The sequence below is a fragment of the Microvirga arvi genome, assembly GCF_016892765.1.
GTDB lineage: Bacteria > Pseudomonadota > Alphaproteobacteria > Rhizobiales > Beijerinckiaceae > Microvirga > Microvirga arvi.
The window spans coordinates 1-21365 of the sequence record NZ_JAFEMD010000053.1 but is presented as its reverse complement, the minus strand read 5'-3'; the positions used below and the strand labels follow the sequence as shown (position 1 = coordinate 21365).

Here is a 21365-nt window from a genome sequence, read left to right as displayed (position 1 = left end):
CTGTCTCCAGACAAAGGTCTATCTCCGTTTATCCGACCTTGGTCCTAAGCCGTCAGAGATCTGGAGATTTCACACGGTAACCGCTCTGATAGTCCGTGCTGCACATAAAACAAGCAGGCCCTGACCTGCTGAGCACTTCAATCCGGAACATGCCTGAAGGTCTCGGGCAGATATCCCAAACAGAGCTGGGGGAGAACCATCATGGCTGTGATCGACCTGCGTCGCCTGGACACCAACTCGACGAATGGAACGCAAATCGTCTGGGGCGAGGTGCTCACCGCCCTCGGCACCAGCCAGTCCCTCGAGCAGGTTATCCGCGCTCTGTACGAGCAGGGTCTGATCCGCTTCACCTTCACCAACGGCACGCTCGCGCAGAACGTCGTCGGAAACCCCTACCGGAGCCTGCTGCCCGCAGCCTACAGCCCGACTCAGCTCTCGCAGACTTTGCGCTCGATCGAACTGACCGCCGGCACCGGCAACGACACGGTCTACGGCACCGCGAACGCTGAGACGATCAAGGCCGGCGACGGCAATGACTGGGTGCATGGCGGCGCCGGCAACGACACCCTGCTCGGCGAGGTCGGCAACGATACGCTGATCGGTGGAGCAGGCGCCGACACCCTCACGGGCGGCAGCGGAAAAGACACTTACGTCTTCGAGTCTGTCTCCGACTCCGTCAACCAGGTCGGCCAGTATGACCGCATCAGCGACTTCTCGCGGGCTCAGGGCGATCGGGTCGACTTGTCCGCCCTGGGGCTGATCACCTGGAACGGCAAGGGTGGTGCTCTCGGAGGTGGTGTGGCCTCGGCCTGGTACGCGCCGGGTGGCGGCGGAGCCATTCTGTTTGTTGATCGTGACGGCAACGGCTCGGCCGAGATGCGGATCGATCTGTGGGGCACCACGACGATCATGGCTGCCGACCTGATCGGCGTCACCAAGGTAGCCCCGACCACCATCGCTGACACCTCGGCGGTGAAGGAGGACGTCCTTTCGTTCGTCAGCGGCAATGTTCTGACGAACGACTCGGACGTCGATGGAGCGGCGCTGCAGGTGACATCGGTGAACGGCCAAGCCTTGGCGCTTGGTGTCGGTACGGTCACGATCCCGGCGCAGCATGGCACCCTCGTCATCGGCAGCAGCGGCAGCTACTCGTACATTCTGCGCAGCGGCGATGCCGCCGTCCAGCGCTTGGGCGCGGGCGAACAGGCATTTGAAACTTTCACCTATGTGATCACGAACGGATCCAAGACCAGCACGGCCACCCTGACCATTGTCATCAACGGCACCAACGACGGGCCGCGAGCAACCGCTGATTACGTCGTGAGGGGTGAGGACGGCGCAGTTGCGATTGCCGTGCTGGCGAACGACATCGATCAAGATGTGAACGACGTGCTGACCGTGCAGTCGGCGCAGATCATCCAAGGGCAAGGGAAAGTTGCCGTCAACCCTGACGGCACGATCGCTTATGATCCCGACGGAGCCTACAACCACCTCAAAATCGGGCAGATCGCCCAGGTGGTGATCCGCTATGTGATCTCAGACGGCAAGGGCGGGACCGCCACCGCAAATGCCACCGTGACGGTGACAGGCGCGAACGATGCTCCGGTTGTGACCGGTGCGGTCATGGGTTCGGCCACGGAGGGCGGGAGCATCTCGATCCTCGATGCTCTGGCGAACGCCTCCGATGCGGATGGAGGCGCGACCCTGTCAGTTGTTGGAGTCCCGGCCAGCCTTCCGGCTGGTGTCACTTATGCCAACGGCCAGTTCATCCTCGACCCATCCGTGTCGGTCTATCAGCACCTGGCGGCGGGTCAGACCACCACCGTGACGGTGAGCTACGGCATCTCCGACGGCACTGCCACGACACCGGCCTCGGTCCGGTGGACTGTCACCGGCACGAACGATGGACCTGTTGCGGTGGCCGATGCGGCGTCCGGGACCGAGAACCAGACGCTGACGATTGACGTGCTCGCCAACGACACGGATGTGGACGAGGAGCATGTGTTCACGCTCGTCTCGGCCCTGGCGCCGGACGGCCAGGGTACAGCCTCTGTGGTTGGCGGCAAGGTCGTGTTCGATCCGGGGACCGACTTTGACCATCTGCCGGCTGGTGCTCAGGAAAGCGTAACCCTCACCTATACGATGCAGGATGAGTACGGAGAACAATCGACCGCGTCCGTCACTGTCACCATCACTGGCACGAATGACGCGGCTCTGATCACGGTTGGGGCCTCCAATGACGCGACGGTGACGGAGGACAGCGACTCCACGGCTGGCGGTCAACTAGTGATTACGGATGCCGACTCTGGCGAGGCAGCCATAAAGGCTGCGACCGGCGGCACTTACGGCACGTTCACCATAGGGGCGAACGGTGCATGGACCTATGCGCTCAACAACGCCCATGCGGCGGTGCAGGCGCTGGGAGCAACGGGCTCGCTCACCGACAGCATCACGGTGGAATCGGCGGATGGCACAGGCACGCACATCATCACGGTCACCATCGTGGGCTCTAACGACGGGCCGTTGATTACGTCCGAACCGCAAACCGGCACGGTCAAGGAGGACGAGGCGATCACGGCCTCAGGTCATGTGCAGGCCTCCGATACCGATCAGGCAACGGCCTTGTCCTACGCAATCCAGGGGAGTGCGGATGGAACCTACGGCTCACTCAGCCTGAATGAAGCAACGGGCGAGTGGACCTATACGCTTGCCAACGCGGCGCACCAAGATCTCGCGGCGGGAGAGTCGCATAAGGAGATCTTCACGGTTCTGGTGAGCGACGGCCAGGGCGGCACCACGAGCCAGATCGTGACCATCACAGTGCAGGGCACGAATGATGCTCCAACCGTATCCGGCACGGTGACAAGCTCGGCCACCGAGGACGGGGGTGTCTCAACCCTCGATCCCCTGGCGAGAGTCTATGATGCCGATGCTGGCGCCAATCTCTCGGTCGTCGGTGTTCCAACCGATCTTCCAGCCGGGGTCACTTACACTAACGGTGAGTTCGCCCTCGACCCATCCGTCTCAGCCTACCAGGGCCTGGCAGTTGGCCAGACCACGACCGTGACGGTGAGCTATAGCGTCTCCGATGGCACTGTCACCACACCGGCTTCGGTCTCATGGACAGTGACCGGTACCAACGATGGGCCACTGGTCGTGGCCGCAGCCGAAGCCGTTGACGAGGACGGGACCATCAGCGGCTCGGTGGCCGGCACCGATACGGATCAAGGCGAGACGGCGACTCTCGTCTACGCCCTGGTGAACGCGGCACCGACAGGGCTGATCTTCAATGCCGATGGCAGCTATACCTTCGACGCCTCAAGCTACGATGCGCTTGCCGCCGGCGGATCGCAGATGCTGACGATCCCCTTCATGGTGACGGACGCGCAAGGGACCACCTCGCCACCGGCCAATCTCGTCATCACCATCACCGGCTCCAACGACGGGCCGGTGGCGGTGGCCGATGTGGCCTCAGGCGAAGAAAACGAGATGCTGACACTCGACGTGCTCGCCAACGACACGGATGTGGATGAAGGCGCGGTTCTCACCCTCGTTTCGGCCTTGGCGCCGGAGGGGCGAGGCATCGCATCCGTGGTCGGCGGCAAGATCGTGTTCATCCCTGGCAGTGATTTCGACCATCTGGCCGCCGGCGCGCAAGAGACGGTAGCGATCGCGTATACGATGCAGGACGAGCGCGGTATCCAGTCGTCCTCGTCCGTCACGGTCACCATTACGGGCACCAACGATACAGCTCTGGTCACGGCTGGAGCTTCTGACGATACTGCAGTGACGGAGGACAGCGACACCACCGCCGGCGGGCAGTTGGTGATCACCGATGCCGACGCAGGTGAGGCGGCCGTGAAGTTTGCGACCGGCGGCACCTACGGCACGTTCAATGTGGAGACTGATGGCACTTGGACCTACGCGCTCGACAATACCCATCCGGCCGTGCAGGCCCTGGGAGCGACGGGCTCGCTCACCGACAGCATCATGGTGGAAGCGGCGGATGGCACAGGCACGCACATCATCACGGTGACCATCACCGGCACGAACGATGGGCCGGTGGCAGTAGCGGACACCGACTCGACGACGGCGGGGACAGCGGTGAGATTCAACGTGCTGGCAAACGACACCGATCCGGATGCGGGCGCAGTCCTGACCGTGGTCTCCGCCTCGGCGTCTGGAGGCGGATCCGTGACCAGCAATGGCGACGGGACCCTCACCTATGATCCGGGCAACGCCTTTGCCGGTCTTGCCGCTGGGGCCTCCGTGCAGGTCACCGTAACCTATACGGTGGCGGATGAGCACGGCGCCACGTCGACCGTTGTCGACACGATCATCGTCTTCGGCCAGAACGATGGGCCGACTGCCGTGGTGGAGACCGCGACGACATACGAGGACAATCCTGTCAGGTTCGATGTGTTGGCGAACGATGCCGATCCGGATGGCGATGCTCTAATGGTGACGTCGGCGACCGTGACTGGCGCAGGCTCCGTGACCATCAACGATGACGGCACCTTGACCTATGACCCTGGCGCGGCCTTCAACCATCTGGCAGACGGAGCAACGGCACAGGTAAGCATCACCTATACGGTCGAGGATACCAGCGGCGCGACCTCCACCGTGACCGGCACGATCACGGTCACCGGCGCGAACGACAGCCCATCCGGTGTGCCGGAGACGGCTTCGACGACGGCCAGATCCACCGTCACCTTCAACGTGCTCGGCAACGACTCGGACCCGGATGACGGGGCGGAGTTGACCGTGGTCACGGCCTATGTCAGCGGGGGCGGCACAGTCGCCGACCATGGTGACGGCACGTTGACGTACAATCCAGGAGAAGCCTTCACCAGCCTCGCGGCCGGCGCCATGGCGCAGGCAGCCGTCATCTACACCATCGCCGATGAGCACGGCGCTACATGGATCGTCAACGACACGGTGACCGTCACGGGCGTCAATGATGGCCCCACCGCGGTCGGCGAGAGCACCTCGACCGACGAGGACACCGCCGTCATCCTCGACGTGCTCGCTAACGACGTCGATCCGGACGACGGGGCCGTCCTATCCATCCTGACCGCGAGCGCCTCGAAGGGCAGCGTCGTCGACAATGGCGACGGCACCTTGACCTTCGTTCCGGGGGACGCCTTCGGATATCTTGCCGGGGGCGGATCGGAGCAGGTGGCGATCACCTACACGATCACAGACGAGCATGGCGCCACCTCCACGGTCACGGATACGGTGACGGTCACCGGCGTCAACGACGCCCCTTCGGCGGCCGCGGGTTCACAGACGGTCAGCGACCGCACTCCCGAGGCCTTGGACCTGTTGGAGAACGACAGCGACCCGGACGACGGGGACGTCATCTCCCTGCTCGACGCCCGGATCGTCGACGGGAGCGGCTCCCTGACGGTGGCAGGCGGCGTCGCCATTTTCGACCCCGGCACCGACTTCCTCCACTTGGCCGCCGGACAGACGGACACCGTGACCGTCAGCTACACCGTGCAGGATGGCCATGGCGCCACGGCCACCGCGACCCACACGGTTGTCGTGCATGGGTTCAACGACGCCCCGACCCCGGTCGACGACCAGGCAATGACCGATGAAGCCCACGCAGTGAGCCTCGTCCCGCTCGCCAATGACCGAGACCCCGAGTCCGATGCCGTCTTCCTGCAATCCGCAGCGCTGGCCTCCGGCAGCCTGGGAAGTGTCACGGTACAGGACGGGACGATCACCTACGATCCCAATGGCGCCTATGACGGGTTGGGCGCCGGTCAGAGCGCGGTCGTGGACATCGTCTACACCGTCAGGGACGACCATGGTGCCTCAGCAACGGCACACGCCTATGTCACAGTCACCGGGGTGGCCAACAACCACGCGCCGACGGCGACGAACCTGACCCAGACCAAGCAGTACGCCTGGGATACTGTGCAATATGCCTGGAACACACCCTTGGTCGCCCTCGACAACATCGTCGTAAGCGACCAAGACGGGGATGCCGTCACCGCCACACTCACGCTGGCGAGTCCGACGGTAGGCTGGCTCACGACCACGGGCGGCGGCTCATACGACAACATCACCGGAGTCTGGAGCATCACCGGATCGGTTGCGACCGTGAACGCGGCCCTGGCGGCGGTTGCGTTCATGCCTTCCACGGCCTTCGCCGTGGATACGACGATCACGGTCTCGATCCTCGATTCGTCCGGGGTAGGGCCTGCTCCCAGCACCATCACCCTGGACGTAGCGCCTCGGGATCTCCCCACCACTATCATCAGCCCGGCTACCATGCAGTATAACCAGTTCGGGGGTGGCGACACAACGCCCTTCAACCGGTTCATGCTCGTCGATCCGGATACAACCGGGCCGGTTTCGGTCACGATCACCCGCATCTCGGGCGATGGCACCTTCAGCTTCGTCGGCACCCCGGCCGGGGGCGGCGCGACGACGAGCGGGCCTACCACGTTCATCACCGGAACGGTGGCCGCGATCAACGCCTGGATCGCGGGCAACAACCTGATCCTGGACAGTGAGGGCAACGACGCCGATACTTTCAACATCACCGTTGGAGCGGCCACGAAGCCGTCGGTGGCGGTGAGCGAAGTCACCTTCACCAGCACGAACGGGCAGGACAGCAACCTCTTCGCTGGGGTGAATGTGTTCTCCCCGGCCTTGTCCAGCGGGAACCAGAGCGACACCCTCTACACGTCCTGGAACCATGTTGGCGCGGCGGCCACGGCCTACGACGGCGGCAATGCCAACGATACGGTCAACCTGCTCTTCACGGCGCGGCAGCTGCAGGAGGTAATGACGACAACAGCTTTCCGCTCCGAACTGCAGACCTATGTCAATAACCCGAATGGGGACATCCTGAACCTCTCCACTTCCTCCTGGCGGGCGACTGCGGCGGGGTTCGAGACCGCGAACTTCCACTTAGTAGATCAATGGGCCACTCGAACCACCAACAACCCTGCCAACAGCTACGTTGACCTCACGGCCTGGAAGCAGAACCTCGGCTTGGCCCCCAATCTGGGCCTAGGCCAGGGCTCGGCCGGCAACGACCTGATCATCGGGACCGCGACCTTCCATTCCGGCAGTGGCGGTGACGGCAACGACATGCTGGTGGCTAGCGGCGTCGTGGCGGCCACGATCCGCGGCGAGGCTGGGAACGACCTCATCCTCGGCGGCAACGCCAACGAGACGCTGTCTGGTGGGGCAGGAACCGACGTGCTGGCGGGCGGCGCCGGCGCCGACACCTTCGTCTTCGCCGAGGCCGACGGGGACACCAACCTCGACCGTATCGCGGACTACAACTTCTCCGAGGGGGACCGGCTGGACCTTTCAGGGGTGCTGGACGGCGTGTTCACGCCGGGGCAGTCGCTTGACGGCTTCATGCGGGTGGCGGCCACCGGGACCAACGACATCGTCGTCCAGGTAGACCCTTCTGGCCAAGGCACGAATTTCCCGCAGGGATCGGTCGTCGTCCTCGAAGGGGTGCTGGCGGGCAATTCTACTGGGATCCTCGAGCCGATCCGGGGTCAGATCCTGATCCATCTGGAGGGGCATGACTACTACCTCTTCATCTGAGGCGGCGGGCATACTTTCCACCTCCCCGCCTGCGCGGGTGGACAAGGTCGCCTGACGCTTAGCCCCTGAAAACACGAAGGCCCGCCGATGAGCGGGCCTTTCTTTTGCAAAGCATCGAGTGAATGACCATCGACCGCAAAGAGATCGCATTCCCCAGGTCCGCAAGGCGCTCCGCCACGACGCACAGGTCGAGGTCCGGATGCTCCCGCTTTTGAGTTGAATGCGGTCATTGATCAAAGCGATTGCACCCGCACTGCTTGTCACGCCACAACCAGACTGGGCGCTTTTCAGGTGGAGAACGGACGCAGAGTAGGAGCCCTGAAGGCCCTCTTTGGCGTCTAGAGAACGTCCGTCAGAGAATGGCTCTCTCGGAATTGACGCAAGAAATCCGACACAAGAGCAGGGAGCTCTCAAGAGAAAAATTGTGCAATTTCGTAGACTTAAATAGTGGCGGTGGACGGAGTCAGCTGAGAACCTGTCTCTCACTAAGTATTCCCTGATAACCCGGAAGTATAGGGAATTTTGCCCTATTTCAGTTCTCCTAGATGGAAGTATATGCGGAGCTCAGGGGAGTGCCAGTATGTTAAGGGCAAGTTCCCTGCGGAGGCAAACAGGGAATTATCTCTGAAGAACAGCGAGCTAACTGAGTCAAAACAAGGAACTAAAGTGTGCTTCGCCAAATAGCAAAGTAGATCAGGGGAGAGGACTTCAACGAGGAGCCTTTTGCTCGGCGCACCCTTAAACTGCCCGAACTGCCGTGGGAGCAGACTGCTGGACGTCTTGAGCTGATCACGATCAGCATCCTGCGCTTCCATGCCCGGCTGGAGACCTCTGATCTTGCCGCTGGCCGCCGGGTTCAAGCAACCACAGTTCCGGACGTAAGGCAGGGAAAGGGTACATGAGAAGCTGAAGGGTTTCTGCTAAGTGCTCAAGGAGGTGCTGCATATTGCCTGCTAATATCTTGACCGACTCGTTCTTGCCGGAGACCTGATGAACGGGGTGATTGCAAAGACCTGCAGCAACTCGAAGCCGCCGAAGTTGGTCGACCTATTTCTGTCGCGTCCGCTGCTTACGCTGCTGCTCGAAGCCAAGCTGTTGTAGGTCACGCCTGAGCCGTCGATCTCTTGCTTTCGCAATTGGGTGGAGCTCTCCTACTCGAACTTACGGGCCGCACAATCATTCGTGCTGGTAGGCCAGCGGGTGCTGGCTGCGTGGGCTGTAAACTTGAGCCTTTAAGCAGAGGCTGTGGATAATATATGATGTATCGTATTAGATCACCGACGAGCAGGAATAGCCTCCTCTATGGCGGCAAGACGAGCATCGCGTACGAGCCTTCCACCGCTTCGGACAACACCTCTCTGCCCATGGTGCTGCAGCGGGTGAAGGCCGTCACCACCGATGACGGCCGCGGCACGGTGGCCACCACCGGCTACACCTACTCCGGCGGCCTGTGGAACCAGGCCGAGCAGCGCTTTCTGGGCTTTAGAACCGTCACCGCAACACTGCCCTGCAACCTGGGAGAGACCGCTTGCCCCTCGCAGGTCTACAGCTTCCGACAGGATCTCGCAGCTGCTGGCGAGGTCGCGGCCGTGCAGTCGCTCAGCGGGAGTAAAACTTTACGCCATGTGGCGCAGACCTGGACAACAACAGGCAGCCCGGCGGCCCTGCCGTACCGCTCCGTAAACACCCGCACCGACACCACCGACTACGACGATGCCGGCGCCGCCCGCACCAAGGCTGTCGAGCGAACCTTTGACGACTTTGGGAACGTGACTCAATCGATTGACTATGGCCGTCTTGATGTCACAGGAGATGAGAGAACCACTATACGCGCGTACAATGCTTTCAACATAAGTCTCTACATAGTCAATGTACCGAGCTATTTGTACATGTATGCAGGGATTGGACGCTCTGGACAGAAAGTTTCGGAGGAGATGTATTACTACGACTACAGCAACAGCACAGTTACGCCAGCTACTAAGGCCTTCTAACTAAGCATAGCCGCCAATTCATTCCATCATCCGGGTTATATCTTCTTACGAAGCAATACACCTACGATTCTGTCGGCAACCGGGTGAGCGAGACGGACGAGATTGGGCGCGTCACCACCACCACGTACGATCCCACCTACAAGCTCTACCCGGTCGAGGTGCGCAAGAGCGATAGCACGAGCAATGTGCTCGTCGCCACCGCTACCTACGATCCGGGCTGCGGCGTACCGCGGCTCACTACCGACCTGACAGGACAAGCCACCGCCACCGATGCGTTCTGCCGGCCCACCTTTATCAGCAAGCCCGGTGGCGACTACACCCGCTACACCTACTCGCCGCTCGGCAACCCCACCGGCCAGTCTGTGGAGACCGTCACGCCGGCCCCGCGCGGGGCCTCCTGTGGACCCGCCGCTATTTCGACGGCTTCGCCCGCGAGTGGCTTAGCCAGTCGAGCGCGCCCAACACGCCAATCACCGTGCAGACCAGCTACCACCTGCGCGGCCAGGTCAGAAGCCGCACGGCGCCCTTCTATGCCGGCGATCCTGCTTACGCCACCACCTACAGCTACGATGCGCTCGGCCGGCAGACCAAGCTGACACACCCGTACAACGCCAGCGTGAGCACCGCCTACTTCCACAGCTCAGATCCAGGCGGGTATCTGTCGCTTCGCATCACCGACGAGCTCAACCGGGTGCGCGAGGAGCACAAGGACGCGCATGGACGCATCATCCGCATCCAGCGTCAGAACGGCACCGGTTCGGTGAGCCGCCTCATGATTTGGAAAGCGCTCGACCAGATGATCGGCCTCACCGACGAGGCAGGCAACCAGTGGAGCTACGAGTACGACTCGCTCGGGCGGCGCCTCAAGGCGGTGGATCCGGACCTCGGCACCTGGACTTATGCTTATGACAATGCCGGACAGCTCATCCTCATCGCCAGCGGGCTAAGCGAGGACATCGGCGACCTTGGTCATGCTGACAGCGTTCACCGCTTCCACCGCCTAGCTAACCATTGTTAATCGAGGGCTATTTCGCCTCGACCGCGCCGGCCAGAGGAGAGATTCGAACCGCCAATTCGGTTCTCAGAGCTAAGTCGCGGAAATACCGGTAAAATTCGAAGCGTTCTAGCGCGAGAAGCACCACCTGAGAAAGCTTGCTGTTCAAGGCCCGCGCATCCAAACTGACGAGACTCCGGTGTAGGGCGCTGGTGTGGTATGCGCAGTCCGCGACATGAGTTCGAAGCGGATCATCCGTGCTGTCCAAGTCAGCCTAAACCGAATAAAGGGTACGAACTGTGGTTGCGGGTCCTTTGGACATTGCGGACCACTTAGTGACCATGTGCCATGGCATGGCAGGCCACCGCTTGTCCGGCCGCGACTTCGACCAGCGCGGGAATGCTTTGGCGGCACTGACTTTCGGCTAATGGGCATCGGGAGGCGAACGAGCAACCCGCAGGCGGGTTTATAGGGCTTGGCACCTCGCCTTGCAGGGGTTTGATCTCCCGCCGGTTCGTCGGGTCGGGAATGGGCACGGCAGCGAGTAGCGCCTTTGTATAGGGATGACGTGGGTTCGCGAAGATTTGCCTTGTGTCGCCCATCTCGACAAGGCGCCCCAGATACATGACGGCCACCCTTTGGCTGATGTGCTGCACCACCGCGAGATCGTGTGCGATGAACACATAGGCGAGGCCAAGGTCCCGCTGGAGCTCCTGCATGAGATTGATCACCTGCGCTTGAACCGACACGTCGAGAGCGGACAGCGGTTCGTCACCCACAATGAGAGCAGGCTCAACTGCGAGGGCTCGGGCGATGCCCAAGCGTTGACGTTGCCCTCCCGAAAACTCGTGCGGGTATCGCCGCATTTGGTCTCGACTCAGTCCGACCCGCTGAAATAGGGCGGCAACGCGCTCTTCCCGGTCACGGCCATGCGCCAAGTCGAAATTGGACAAAGGCTCGCCCACGATCTCGCCGGCGTTCATGCGCGGGTTCAATGATGCGAACGGATCTTGAAAGATCATCTGCACCTTGCGGCGGAAGGGCTTGAGCCGCTTCCGTGACAGACCGGCAATGTCGATCCCGTCCACCACGATCCGGCCCGAGGTCGGGCGTAGCAGCCGAAGGATCGAACGCCCGACCGTCGATTTACCACAGCCGCTCTCGCCGACCAGGGCCAGGGTCTCGCCCCGGCGCACCTCGAAGGAGAGTTCGTTCACTGCGAGGACGTCGCGGCGCGGCTCCAGCCAGCCGGTCTTGACGGGATAGCGCACCGTCAGATTCTCCACGCTCAGCAGAGGAGGTTGGCGTTCAGACAGCTGAGGCCTCCCTGACGTGAGGCGCCACCCAGCAGGCGACGCTATGCAATAGATTTGCCGTTACAAGAGGCGGCTTCGAACTTTGACACAAGGCGGTGGTGTCGGAGCAGCGTGGGGCGAACGCGCAGCCTTCGGGGCGGGCCGTGAGCGCCGGCACCGACCCCGGTATTGAAGAAAGGACTGTGTGCGCACCGATCGGATCGAGTTTCGGCACCGATGCGAGTAGTCCGCGCGTATAGGGATGCTGTGGTCGCGCAAAGAGTTCTATCACTGGAGCCTCTTCGACAATCCGGCCCGCGTACATAACAGCCACGTGATCAGCCGTCTGGGCGACAACGCCGAGATCGTGCGTGATCAGCAAGACCGCCATACCCAGTTGAGCCTTGAGATTGTTCACGAGAACCAGGATCTGGGCCTGAATGGTCACGTCGAGAGCAGTCGTCGGTTCGTCGGCGATGAGAACTTCGGGCTGCAGGCGAGCGCCATCGCTATCATGGCGCGCTGACGCATGCCGCCCGAGAGTTGGTGAGGGTATTCGTTCACGCGGCGACCGGGCTCCGGTATCTCCACCAGGCGCAGCATGTCCACTGCCCGATCCCATGCCGCTGCGCGGTCGAGACCATTGTGGAGCATGAGCGGCTCGGCGATCTGGCGCCCGATGGTGAGAACCGGATTAAGCGCTGTCATGGGTTCCTGAAAAACCATCGCGATCTCGTTTCCGCGCACGCGGCTCATGTCCGCTTCAGAGAGAGCGAGTAGATTGTTGCCGCCGAAGCGGATCTCGCCGGTTGCGTGCAGGGTCTTCGGCAGAAGTCGCAGGAGGGAAAGCGCGCTCAACGTCTTGCCGCAGCCGCTTTCTCCGACGATTGCGAGCGTCTCGCCGGCGCGGAGCGCGAAAGACACCTCCTCGACGGGGGCCACTGACCCGCCAGGAGTGTCGAAGGCAATGCGCAGATCACGCACTTCGAGAATAAACGGGGCTGCCATCATCGGCCCTCCGTCAGACGTCCGGACAGTCGCGGATCGAGCCAGTCGCGCAAGCCGTCGCCAAGCAGATTGATCGACAGCACGGCGACGCCGAGAAGCAGGCTGGGATAAAGCAGAATCCAGACAGCGAAGCGCAGGAAGTTGCGGGCCTCGGCGATCATGTTGCCCCAACTCGGGATTTCCGGTGGCGTGCCCGCGCCTAGGAAGCTTAGATACGCTTCGACGATGATCGCCGAAGCGCAAATGAAAGTAGCCTGAACAATGAGAGGGGCCGCAGCGTTAGGAAAGATGTGCCGAAGGAGCAGTCGAGGGAACGACGTACCAGTCACAATCGCTGCATCCACATAGGGCTGCTCTCGGATCGAAAGGACGGTGGAACGCACGAGGCGAGCCGTGCGCGGCACTTCCGGAATCGTAATTGCGATAACGACCGTGGCGACGCTGGCTGACGAGAGCGTCGTAAAAGCGATGGCTAGGAGGATTCCCGGGATCGCCATTAATCCCGTCATGACGAGCATGACGATATTGTCGATGGCGCGGACATAGCCACTCACCAGACCGAGCACAAGTCCCGCGAGGGATGCCGCTAATGCGGAGCTCAGGCCGACAAAGAGCGACACTCGCCCGCCGTAGAGTACGCGACTGAAGACGTCACGCCCAAGACCGTCGGTACCGAGGAGATGTGCGGCCGACGGTGCTTGGAGGCGCTCGACGGGATTGATCTGCATCGGATCGTGGGTAGCGAGCCAGGGCGCGAGCAGCGTGAGGAGGGTGATGACCGCGAAAAGAGCCCCACCGACGACTATTCTGGGATGGCGGAATACCGCTCGAAGAACTGTGCGCCAACGACCTCGCGCCATGGGCGGCGGAGTCGTCGTGATCGTGCTGCCCAGAACCTGGTCCATGGTCGCTCTCAATACCGAATGCGTGGATCGACTAGGCGGTAGCTCAAATCGATTCCGAGATTGACGATCACATATGCGAAAGAAAACAGAAGAATGACCCCCTGGATGATCGGGTAGTCGCGTCGCAGCACTGCATCCACGGTAAGGCGGCCGACGCCTGGAATCGCGAAAACGCTCTCCACGACCACGACGCCGCCCAGCAGCAGGACGAGGCCAGTCCCGATTGTGGTGATGATCGGCACGGCGGCGTTCTTGAGGGCATGGATGAAGAGCACCTTGCCCGAGCCGAGCCCTTTCGCGCGGGCCGTCCGGATGTAGTCCTGGTGGAGCACTTCCAGCATGGCGGTGCGGCTCATGCGCGCCAACAGCGAGGCATAGACGAGGCCGAGGCTCACGGCAGGCAGCACGAGATGGGACAGAAAGGGCCCGATCCCGCCAGAAAAGCTGCGGTAGCCCTGAACCGGCAGCAATCGCCACTGAATCGAGAAGTTGAAGACGAGAAAGTAGCCGGTGATGAAGATGGGGATGGAAAAGAACAGGATGGCGACGAACATCAGCGCCCAGTCCACCCACGTGCCGGCCTTCCAGGCGGCGATGACGCCGATGGGAACCGCCACCAGCACGGCGACCACAAGAGTAAGCAGGGCCAGGGAGACGGTCGGCTCGAGGCGCTGCGCGATGAGTTCCGTCACTGGCCGGCCCGTATAGATCGACGTGCCGAGATCGCCGGTGAGGATCTGTCCCACCCAGGTGATGAACTGCTCGGGCAGGGAGCGATTCAAGCCGAGCGCCTGCCGAATGCGCTCGACGTCCGCGGCTGAAGCCTGATCGCCGGCGATGATCGCGGCGGGGTCTCCCGGGGTCAGGTGCAATAGCATGAATACGATCACGGCAATCACCGCCATGACCGGGATTGACGAAAGAATGCGACCCATGATGTAGGTGAGCATGGTCAAAAGCCTTCGCAGGGTAGCAGTGGAGCGGCGCGGAGCCGGTCCACGTGCTGGCTACTTCTCGAGCGAAACGCCGAAGAACACAGGCAGGCGCGACGTTTGCACGCCTTTGAGCTCCTTGCGATAGGCCGCGAGGATCGGCATCTGTCCGAAGGATGCATACGGCACGGACTTGTAGGCCGCCTTGTTGAGTTCTGCGGCCGTGGTCTTCCGCTCTTCGGGGCTCAACGCGCCCTGGAACTTGTCGGTGAGAGCCTGCAGGTCCTTGTCGCAGGGCCAGCCGGGGGATGTTGCCGCATCGCAGGAGGCCTGCAGGTAGCTGTGGGTTATGGGCGAGGCGAGATTGCTCGTGAAGTTCGTCGTGATGAACAGGTGCCACCCACCCTCGGCGGGGGTGTTCTTGTTGTTGCGACGGTTGACCAGCGTGCCCCAGTCCATCGCCTGCGCGTCCACATTGACGCCGGCATTTCGTAGGTTCTGGATCAGCACTTGCGTGGACGAGTTGAGGATCGCGATGTCGGTGGGTTGCATCACCACGATCTTCTCGCCGGCATAGCCGGCCTCGGCAAGGAGCTTCTTGGCTTCGGCGATGTCCTGCGTCTTCGCGGCTTCCGCGCCCGTATCGTTCTCCAGTGGCGTGTTGCAGCCGAGATAGGAGTAGCACTCGATGAAGTGACCCTTGGGCACACCCATGGCGGCGCCGAAATCGGATTGCTTCACGAGCTTGACTAGTGCTTGGCGAGCTTTGGGGTTGTCGAACGGCTTTTGGAGATGATTCGGTCGGATCATGCCCGTCTGCCCGAGCTTATCTACTGGGTAGACGGTGATGTCCGGGTCATCCTCCAGCACCGGAACAAAATCCATCAGAGGGTTATCGAGGAAGTGGATCTCGCCATTCTGCAGCGCGGCAACCGCGGTGTTGGGATCCGGGATAGCGATCCACTCGACGCGTTCGACCTTCGCGACCTTTCCGCCCGCAAGGCCATCCTGCGGCTCAGAGCGTGACACATAGTTTGGGTTGCGGCGGAACACGACTCGGTTGCCAGGACGCCACTCCTCGTCCACGAAGATGAAGGGCCCGGATCCCACCACCTTGTGCTTGGCTTGCGACGGCGGTGTTTCCGCAAACGCCTTCTGGTAGATGAACGGCGTATAGGCACTCGGCTTCGCGAGTGCTTCCAGCACCAGCGGGAACGGCTTCTTGAGAATGATTTGGAACGACTTGTCGTTCAGTGCGTCCATCTTCTCGGTGGTAGCCATGAGGGACTTGCCCAGACTATCTACCGCGCCCCAGCGCTTCAGAGACGCGACCGCGTCAGCGGCCGTGACTGCCGTTCCATCATGCCACTTCAGGCCCTCGCGCAGGGTAAACGTCCAGGTGAGAAGGTCGGCGCTCTTTTCATAACGATCCACCATCTGCGGCTTCGGCTCGCCTTTGCTGTCAAGAGCAAAGAGCGTGTCATAGACCATGTAGCCGAAGTCGGTCGTGATAGTCGCCGTGGTGAATGTGGGATCCAGGATCGCGAGATCCGCCTGCATGACGGCTTTGATGGTCGACGAACTTTGCGCCACCGTCGGAGATACGCTCAAGCACAGACCTACCGCGGTAGCACCGAGCAGCGCCCTAATAGATGTAAGGCCGGTCAGAATGTTCATCGTCTTCCCCTCTTTGTTTTTTGACGGGTCACATGTTCGGAGATGGCGCCATGCCGGCGCTCTCCTACGACGCGTAATCGGGCTCCTCCCGATCCAGGATGCGGCGCCACGCGTCGAGATGAAAACGTGAGTCCATGTGGTCGCCGAATGGGCCAATGAACGGAATCTTGTGCTCGTCCGCCTGTTGCATGAGCGGGAGGCCGGTCTGCAAGGCCAGCATCTGGTACATGCAGGTGCGCTCGGCGAAATAGAGCTCGTCGAAGGCATCGCAGATCCGCGTACCGACGACTGTCACCCCGTGCCCTGCCATGATGAGGATGCTCTTGTCGCCGAGGGCCTCCGCGATGCGTTGGCCTTCCTGCGCTCCAAACAAAATCCCATGCTGCCGATCGTCGTAGGCGACTCGTTCGTTGAGGAAGAGATTGTTCTGATGTGCGAGCCCTAAGCGGGCGCGATCCAGAAGAGAAAAAGCCGTAAGGTAGGGCGGGTGAACGTGAAGCACACAGGCTGCTTGCGGATGCCACTTATGAATTTCCGCATGAATATTGAAGGCGATGCGCCGCAGTTCGCCTGTGCCGCGAACGACGTTCCCGTCGAAGTCGCAAACGATAAGATCGCTGGCGCGAATCTCGCGGAACAGCAGACCGCGAGGATTGATGAGGTAGTGCTCCGTGCCGGGCAGCATCAGGCTGTTGTGGTTGCCGATCTGCTCGTTCCAGTTGTTGCGGGCCAACACGCGAAACACCGCGGCCATATCGCAGCGCAGTTCCCATTCCTGGGGATCGCAATCGATGGCAGGAACCGACCGGGTAGTAGCAATGGCTCTCAAAGGGCTTCCTCCTCGCTATAGATATGTTCTTTCCACGTACCGATGCGCCCGGATGCGGTCTTGCACACCACAGCGAGAACCCAGGCGTCCTCTGGGCCAACAGAGATGTAGCCATGGCCCATTGTGCTGTCGAGGTAGACGGACGCGCCCTGCGGTAGAACGAACGGCTCGTAGAATTCAGTGTGAACCTCGATCGTGCCGGACAGAACGTAAATGAACTCTTCGCCCCTGTGTCGGTATAGCGGCCCGAATTCGTCGATGCTGTGCGCTTTGATGCGCGAGATGGCGGGTGTCATCTCCTTCGTGCGCAGATCGCCACACAGGTAGTGATCGACGTAGTTCTCACTCTCGAAGGCACGGCCCTCGCCCGGCATGGTGATGCTCCGCCGTCCGGTGGACAACGCGGGCGCCCCTTCGCTCCCCGAATGTGAGAAGAGCTCCGACACCTCGATCTCGAACCCGTCGGCAAGATCCATGAGCTTGTCGTAGCTGAGCGTTAGCTGGTCCTTCTCGACCTTCGAGAGGGTCGAGATCGGCAAGCCGGAACGATCGCTCAGTTGCTGCAGGGTCCAGCCTCGTTTGTGGCGTAGGGAGCGCACGACTTCGTTGAGCTTGGGCTTCTGCACAGACATGGACCCTCGGTGGGGAGATAGATGAATGCGGATGGTGCCAGCGATCAACATTTCCGGCAAGATAAATTTTTTCCATTCAGAAAATTATTGCTAATCAGAAAATGACGGCTATGGTTGTGAGAAATCAGGGGGCGCAACGGTGAAGATCTTCGTCGCTACACTTGGAACCGAGACGAACAGCTTCTCACCCCTACCAACTGGCCTACAAACCTTTCGGGAGCTTGTCCTAACGCGTGAGGATATGCGCGAGCAGCCCGACACCTTCGTGAATCTTCCTGTGAAAACTTGGTTCGCCTGCGCGGATTCTGATGGGCATGAGGTCGTGCAAAGTCTCATCGCTTTCGCGCAGCCGGCGGGTCCGACGGTGCGTGAGGTATACGAAGGGCTGCGTGATCAGATCCTCGACGACCTTCGTGCTGCGGGCCCTGTTGACGTGGTGTTGCTCTTTCTCCACGGCGCTATGATCGCACAAGGCTACGAGGATTGCGAAAGCGATATCGTCGAGCAAATTCGTCGGATCGTCGGCCCGAAGACTTCGATCGGCGTCGAACTCGACCTTCACTGTCATCTCGACGAGCGCCTGCTCGAGGTCGCTGACGTCGTGGTTCTCTTCAAGGAATACCCGCACACGGACGTAGCGGAGCGCGCACGGGAAGTATACCGGCTCAGCCTTGCCGCAAGGGAAGGGCGAATCCGGCCCGTGATGCGCCTTCATGACTGTCGTATGCTGGGGTTCTGGCGGACAAGCCAGCCAATCGTTCGCCGGCTCGTGGATCATATGATCGAGATGGAGCAGGTTCCTGGCGTCCTCTCGGTTTCCTTCGCGCACGGGTTCCCTTACGGCGACACCGAGCGGGTCGGGGCCAAGACCCTCGTGATCACCGACGACGATCCAAATCTCGCATCGCGGCTTGCTTCCGAACTGGGGCAGAACGTCTGGGCAACTCGTCACCATATTGGTGAGGAGTATGTTTCGATCGACGAGGGCCTCGATCAAGCGCTGACGGGCGAAGGCGGCCCCTATGTGCTCGCCGATAGCGCCGACAATGCTGGCGGTGGCGCTGCAGGCGACAGCACCTTCGTGTTGCGCCGTATTCTCGATCGTGGCATCGGCAATATCGCCGCCGCAGGATACTGGGATCCCAACGCCGTCCGCATCTGCATGGAAGCTGGTGTCGGAGCCATCCTGAATTTGCGGTTTGGCGGCAAATGTGGCCCAGCCTCCGGAGACCCTATCGACCTGCGGGTAACAGTGCGCGGATGCCGGCGAGACATGTGGCAGTCGGGCCTCGAGGGCCTGAGGGCCTGTATGGGCGACTCCGTCTGGATAGAGGCCGAGAACGGTGTCGATATCGTGCTCACTTCGACCCGCACGCAGATCTACGGGCCTGATGCCTATACGCAACTCGGCATCGATCTCCTCTCCAAGAAGATTGTTCTGCTGAAATCCACACAGCACTTCTATGCGGCCTTCGCGCCAATCGCGAAGGAGGTCTTTTACATCGCTGCGCCGGGCACGACGGAGACGAATATGCTGAAGCTGCGCTTCACCAACGTTAAGCGTCCGCTCTGGCCCCACGTGGCAGATCCATACGAGAACGGCCAGGCGCTCTCAGCTTAGCCCTATCAAGGCCCGCTCGTTCTCATGGCATATTGGCAGCTGGCAAATAGTCACCGCGCCAGATTGGCTACGCTCTAAGCGCGCTTCTGCTCGCGACGGGAAGTAAGTGCCAGGTCAGAGTACCAGACCACTCCACATTCTCACGCAATCGTCATGGCCGGTTCCGCCAGAGCTACATCCTGCGTCATCTGTTCGAGAGCGTCGTCGAACGGTGCTTGGCCGAGGGGCTGGTCGGGGGTGAAGGCTTCGCGGTGGATGCCAGCCTGATCGCGGCTGACGCCAACAAGCAGCGCTCCATTCCAGGGGACGCGTGGCGAGTCCATGACCATGGTGCCGATGCTCATCGCGCTGTCAGCGAGTATCTCGCGACGCTGGATGAGGCCGCCTGGGGCGCGGCCGCAACGGTTGAGCCCAAGTTCGTCTCGCCCTCTGATCCGGTAGCCCAGTGGACCGGCGCCATGCGCGGTCCCTCCTTCTTTGCCTATGCCACGAACTACCTGATCGACACCGAGCACGCGGTCATCCTGGATGTGGAGGCCACCCGGGCGATCTGGTAGGCGGAGGTCGGAGCTTCTCGCACCATGCCCGAGCGCACCGCTGAGCGCTTCGGTCTCACGCCCGGGCGGCGGGTGGCCGACCGCGCCTATGGCTCGATCGATAACCTAGCCTGGCTAGTCAAGGAGAAGCAGATTGCACCGCACATTCCAGTAGTCGACAAGGCAGATCGTACTGACGGCACGTTCTCACGATCTGACTTCGCGTTTGATCCAAACGAGGATCACTACACCTGCCCCGATGGCAAGCGGTTGGTGCAGTACCGCCGCAGCTTCGCAACGCCGCGCACCGGGATCACCAAGGCTGGCTCCGGTTCTACCGAGCCAAGCAATCCGACTGTCAGAGCTGTAATCTGAAATCTCGCTGCTGTCCCAATACACTCCGCCGTCGCATCCCACGAAACTGGATGAGGATGCCAGGGATGTGGCCCGTGCTTTGGCGGGAACTCCGGCCTTTGAGCGTTCTCGTCATGATCGCAAGAAGATCGAGATGCTGTTTGCCCACCTCAAGCGGCATCCTGCGGCTAGCCCGTATGAGACTGCGTGGGCCAAGTGGCGCCAGGGACGAGTTCCTGCTGGCAGCCACAGCTTAGAATCTGAGAAGGCTCGCCAAACTGTGGCCCATACCCGCTGTTACTGGAGTCAGGGTGTGACAACGCCCCTCCAACTCTCCCGAACCCGGTTCCGTAGCCGGCTTGCCGCGGCGAACACAGGCGCACCGTAGTCCTGAAATGCTCTGAGCAGACCGTCAGCCCTTCGTCGCCCTACTGAATCAACAATATCGGCACAAGGCGGATCTTAGCCTAAGTTCTGCTTTCGAGTGGAATGCAGTCATTGATCCCATCAATCGGACGCGCACCTGCCTGTTACACCACAACCGGACTGCGTGGTTTTTAGGCGGAGAAAGACGGCAAAGTTGGAGCTCTGAATGCCTCATTCGACTCCGAATAAGGGCTCCTCAGAGAATAATTATCCCGGAATGTCTAAAGGATACCGCGACTTGCAAGTGCTGATTCTGAAGTAAAAAAACTTTGCAATATCAGAGGCTTAGATAATGGCGTGGAGGTAGCCACCTGCGAACCTGTCTCTGTAGTGTATCCCTTGTTTTCAGCCAAAGTACTGGGAAATTCGCCTGATTAGGCCGTCCCTGAACCGACGGGTAGCGGAATTGCGCAATCAATTCAAAACTTTGAGGCAATATGACCTGTGCAGAATTACAGGGAATATTTCTGTCCAAACAGCGAAGCGGTTTGAGTGGAACAGGGCATTTGACTTTTAATCAGAGGGTCCTGGGTTCGATCCCAGCGCGCTCACCAACAATATCAAAGGGTTACCGGCATCTGCCC

At 61.1% G+C, this 21365-nt stretch carries 10 protein-coding genes and 2 pseudogenes; 5 read left to right on the top strand and 7 right to left on the bottom strand.

Features of this window, described 5'->3' with window-relative positions; all coding sequences use genetic code 11:
- Positions 1-201: 201 nt before the first annotated feature.
- From ILT44_RS23575 to ILT44_RS31755, 3 genes are all read left to right on the top strand, one after another.
- Positions 202-7581, top strand: coding sequence for a cadherin-like domain-containing protein (locus ILT44_RS23575; protein ID WP_204242054.1), 7380 nt, complete (start codon positions 202-204; stop codon positions 7579-7581).
- Between the two features lie 1256 nt (positions 7582-8837).
- Positions 8838-9572: a toxin TcdB middle/N-terminal domain-containing protein gene (locus ILT44_RS23570; RefSeq protein WP_204242053.1), complete on the top strand. Its 735-nt coding sequence runs from the start codon at positions 8838-8840 to the stop codon at positions 9570-9572.
- Between the two features lie 475 nt (positions 9573-10047).
- Positions 10048-10590 carry an RHS repeat domain-containing protein gene (locus tag ILT44_RS31755; protein WP_204242052.1) on the top strand — a complete coding sequence of 181 codons (543 nt, stop codon included), beginning with the start codon at positions 10048-10050 and terminating at the stop codon, positions 10588-10590.
- Between the two features lie 308 nt (positions 10591-10898).
- Here the strand turns inward: ILT44_RS31755 and ILT44_RS23560 are convergent, their stop codons facing one another.
- The 7 genes and pseudogenes from ILT44_RS23560 to ILT44_RS23530 all read right to left on the bottom strand — a co-directional run bounded on the left by ILT44_RS23560 (position 10899) and on the right by ILT44_RS23530 (position 17844).
- Positions 10899-11882: an ABC transporter ATP-binding protein gene (locus ILT44_RS23560; protein ID WP_204242068.1), complete on the bottom strand. Its 984-nt coding sequence runs from the start codon at positions 11880-11882 to the stop codon at positions 10899-10901.
- Positions 11875-12869 (bottom strand): annotated as a pseudogene (locus ILT44_RS23555) (ABC transporter ATP-binding protein). The gene ILT44_RS23560 and the pseudogene ILT44_RS23555 overlap by 8 nt, the downstream one beginning before the upstream one ends.
- The gene (locus ILT44_RS23550) at positions 12869-13774 is read right to left on the bottom strand and encodes an ABC transporter permease (RefSeq protein ID WP_204242051.1); all 906 of its coding nucleotides are present in this window, start codon (positions 13772-13774) and stop codon (positions 12869-12871) included. Before ILT44_RS23550 ends, ILT44_RS23555 begins: the two are co-directional and overlap by 1 nt.
- Positions 13775-13782: 8 nt before the next feature.
- Positions 13783-14724, bottom strand: coding sequence for an ABC transporter permease (locus ILT44_RS23545; protein ID WP_204242050.1), 942 nt, complete (start codon positions 14722-14724; stop codon positions 13783-13785).
- 57 nt (positions 14725-14781) lie between these two features.
- The gene (locus ILT44_RS23540; protein WP_204242049.1) at positions 14782-16383 is read right to left on the bottom strand and encodes an ABC transporter substrate-binding protein; all 1602 of its coding nucleotides are present in this window, start codon (positions 16381-16383) and stop codon (positions 14782-14784) included.
- Between the two features lie 64 nt (positions 16384-16447).
- Entirely contained in the window at positions 16448-17212 is a 765-nt protein-coding gene (locus ILT44_RS23535) for a class II aldolase/adducin family protein (RefSeq protein ID WP_204242048.1), read from the bottom strand.
- Positions 17209-17844: a helix-turn-helix domain-containing protein gene (locus tag ILT44_RS23530; protein ID WP_204242047.1), complete on the bottom strand. Its 636-nt coding sequence runs from the start codon at positions 17842-17844 to the stop codon at positions 17209-17211. The genes ILT44_RS23535 and ILT44_RS23530 overlap by 4 nt, the downstream gene beginning before the upstream one ends.
- Before the next feature lie 139 nt (positions 17845-17983).
- Between ILT44_RS23530 and ILT44_RS31750 the strand changes: the two genes are divergently transcribed.
- Both ILT44_RS31750 and ILT44_RS31105 read left to right on the top strand, forming a co-directional pair.
- Positions 17984-19465, top strand: a complete 1482-nt coding sequence (locus ILT44_RS31750; RefSeq protein WP_204242046.1) for a M81 family metallopeptidase — start codon at positions 17984-17986, stop codon at positions 19463-19465.
- A 119-nt stretch (positions 19466-19584) separates the two neighbouring features.
- Positions 19585-20612, top strand: a pseudogene (locus ILT44_RS31105) (transposase); the annotation flags it as partial.
- Between the last annotated feature and the right edge of the window lie 753 nt (positions 20613-21365).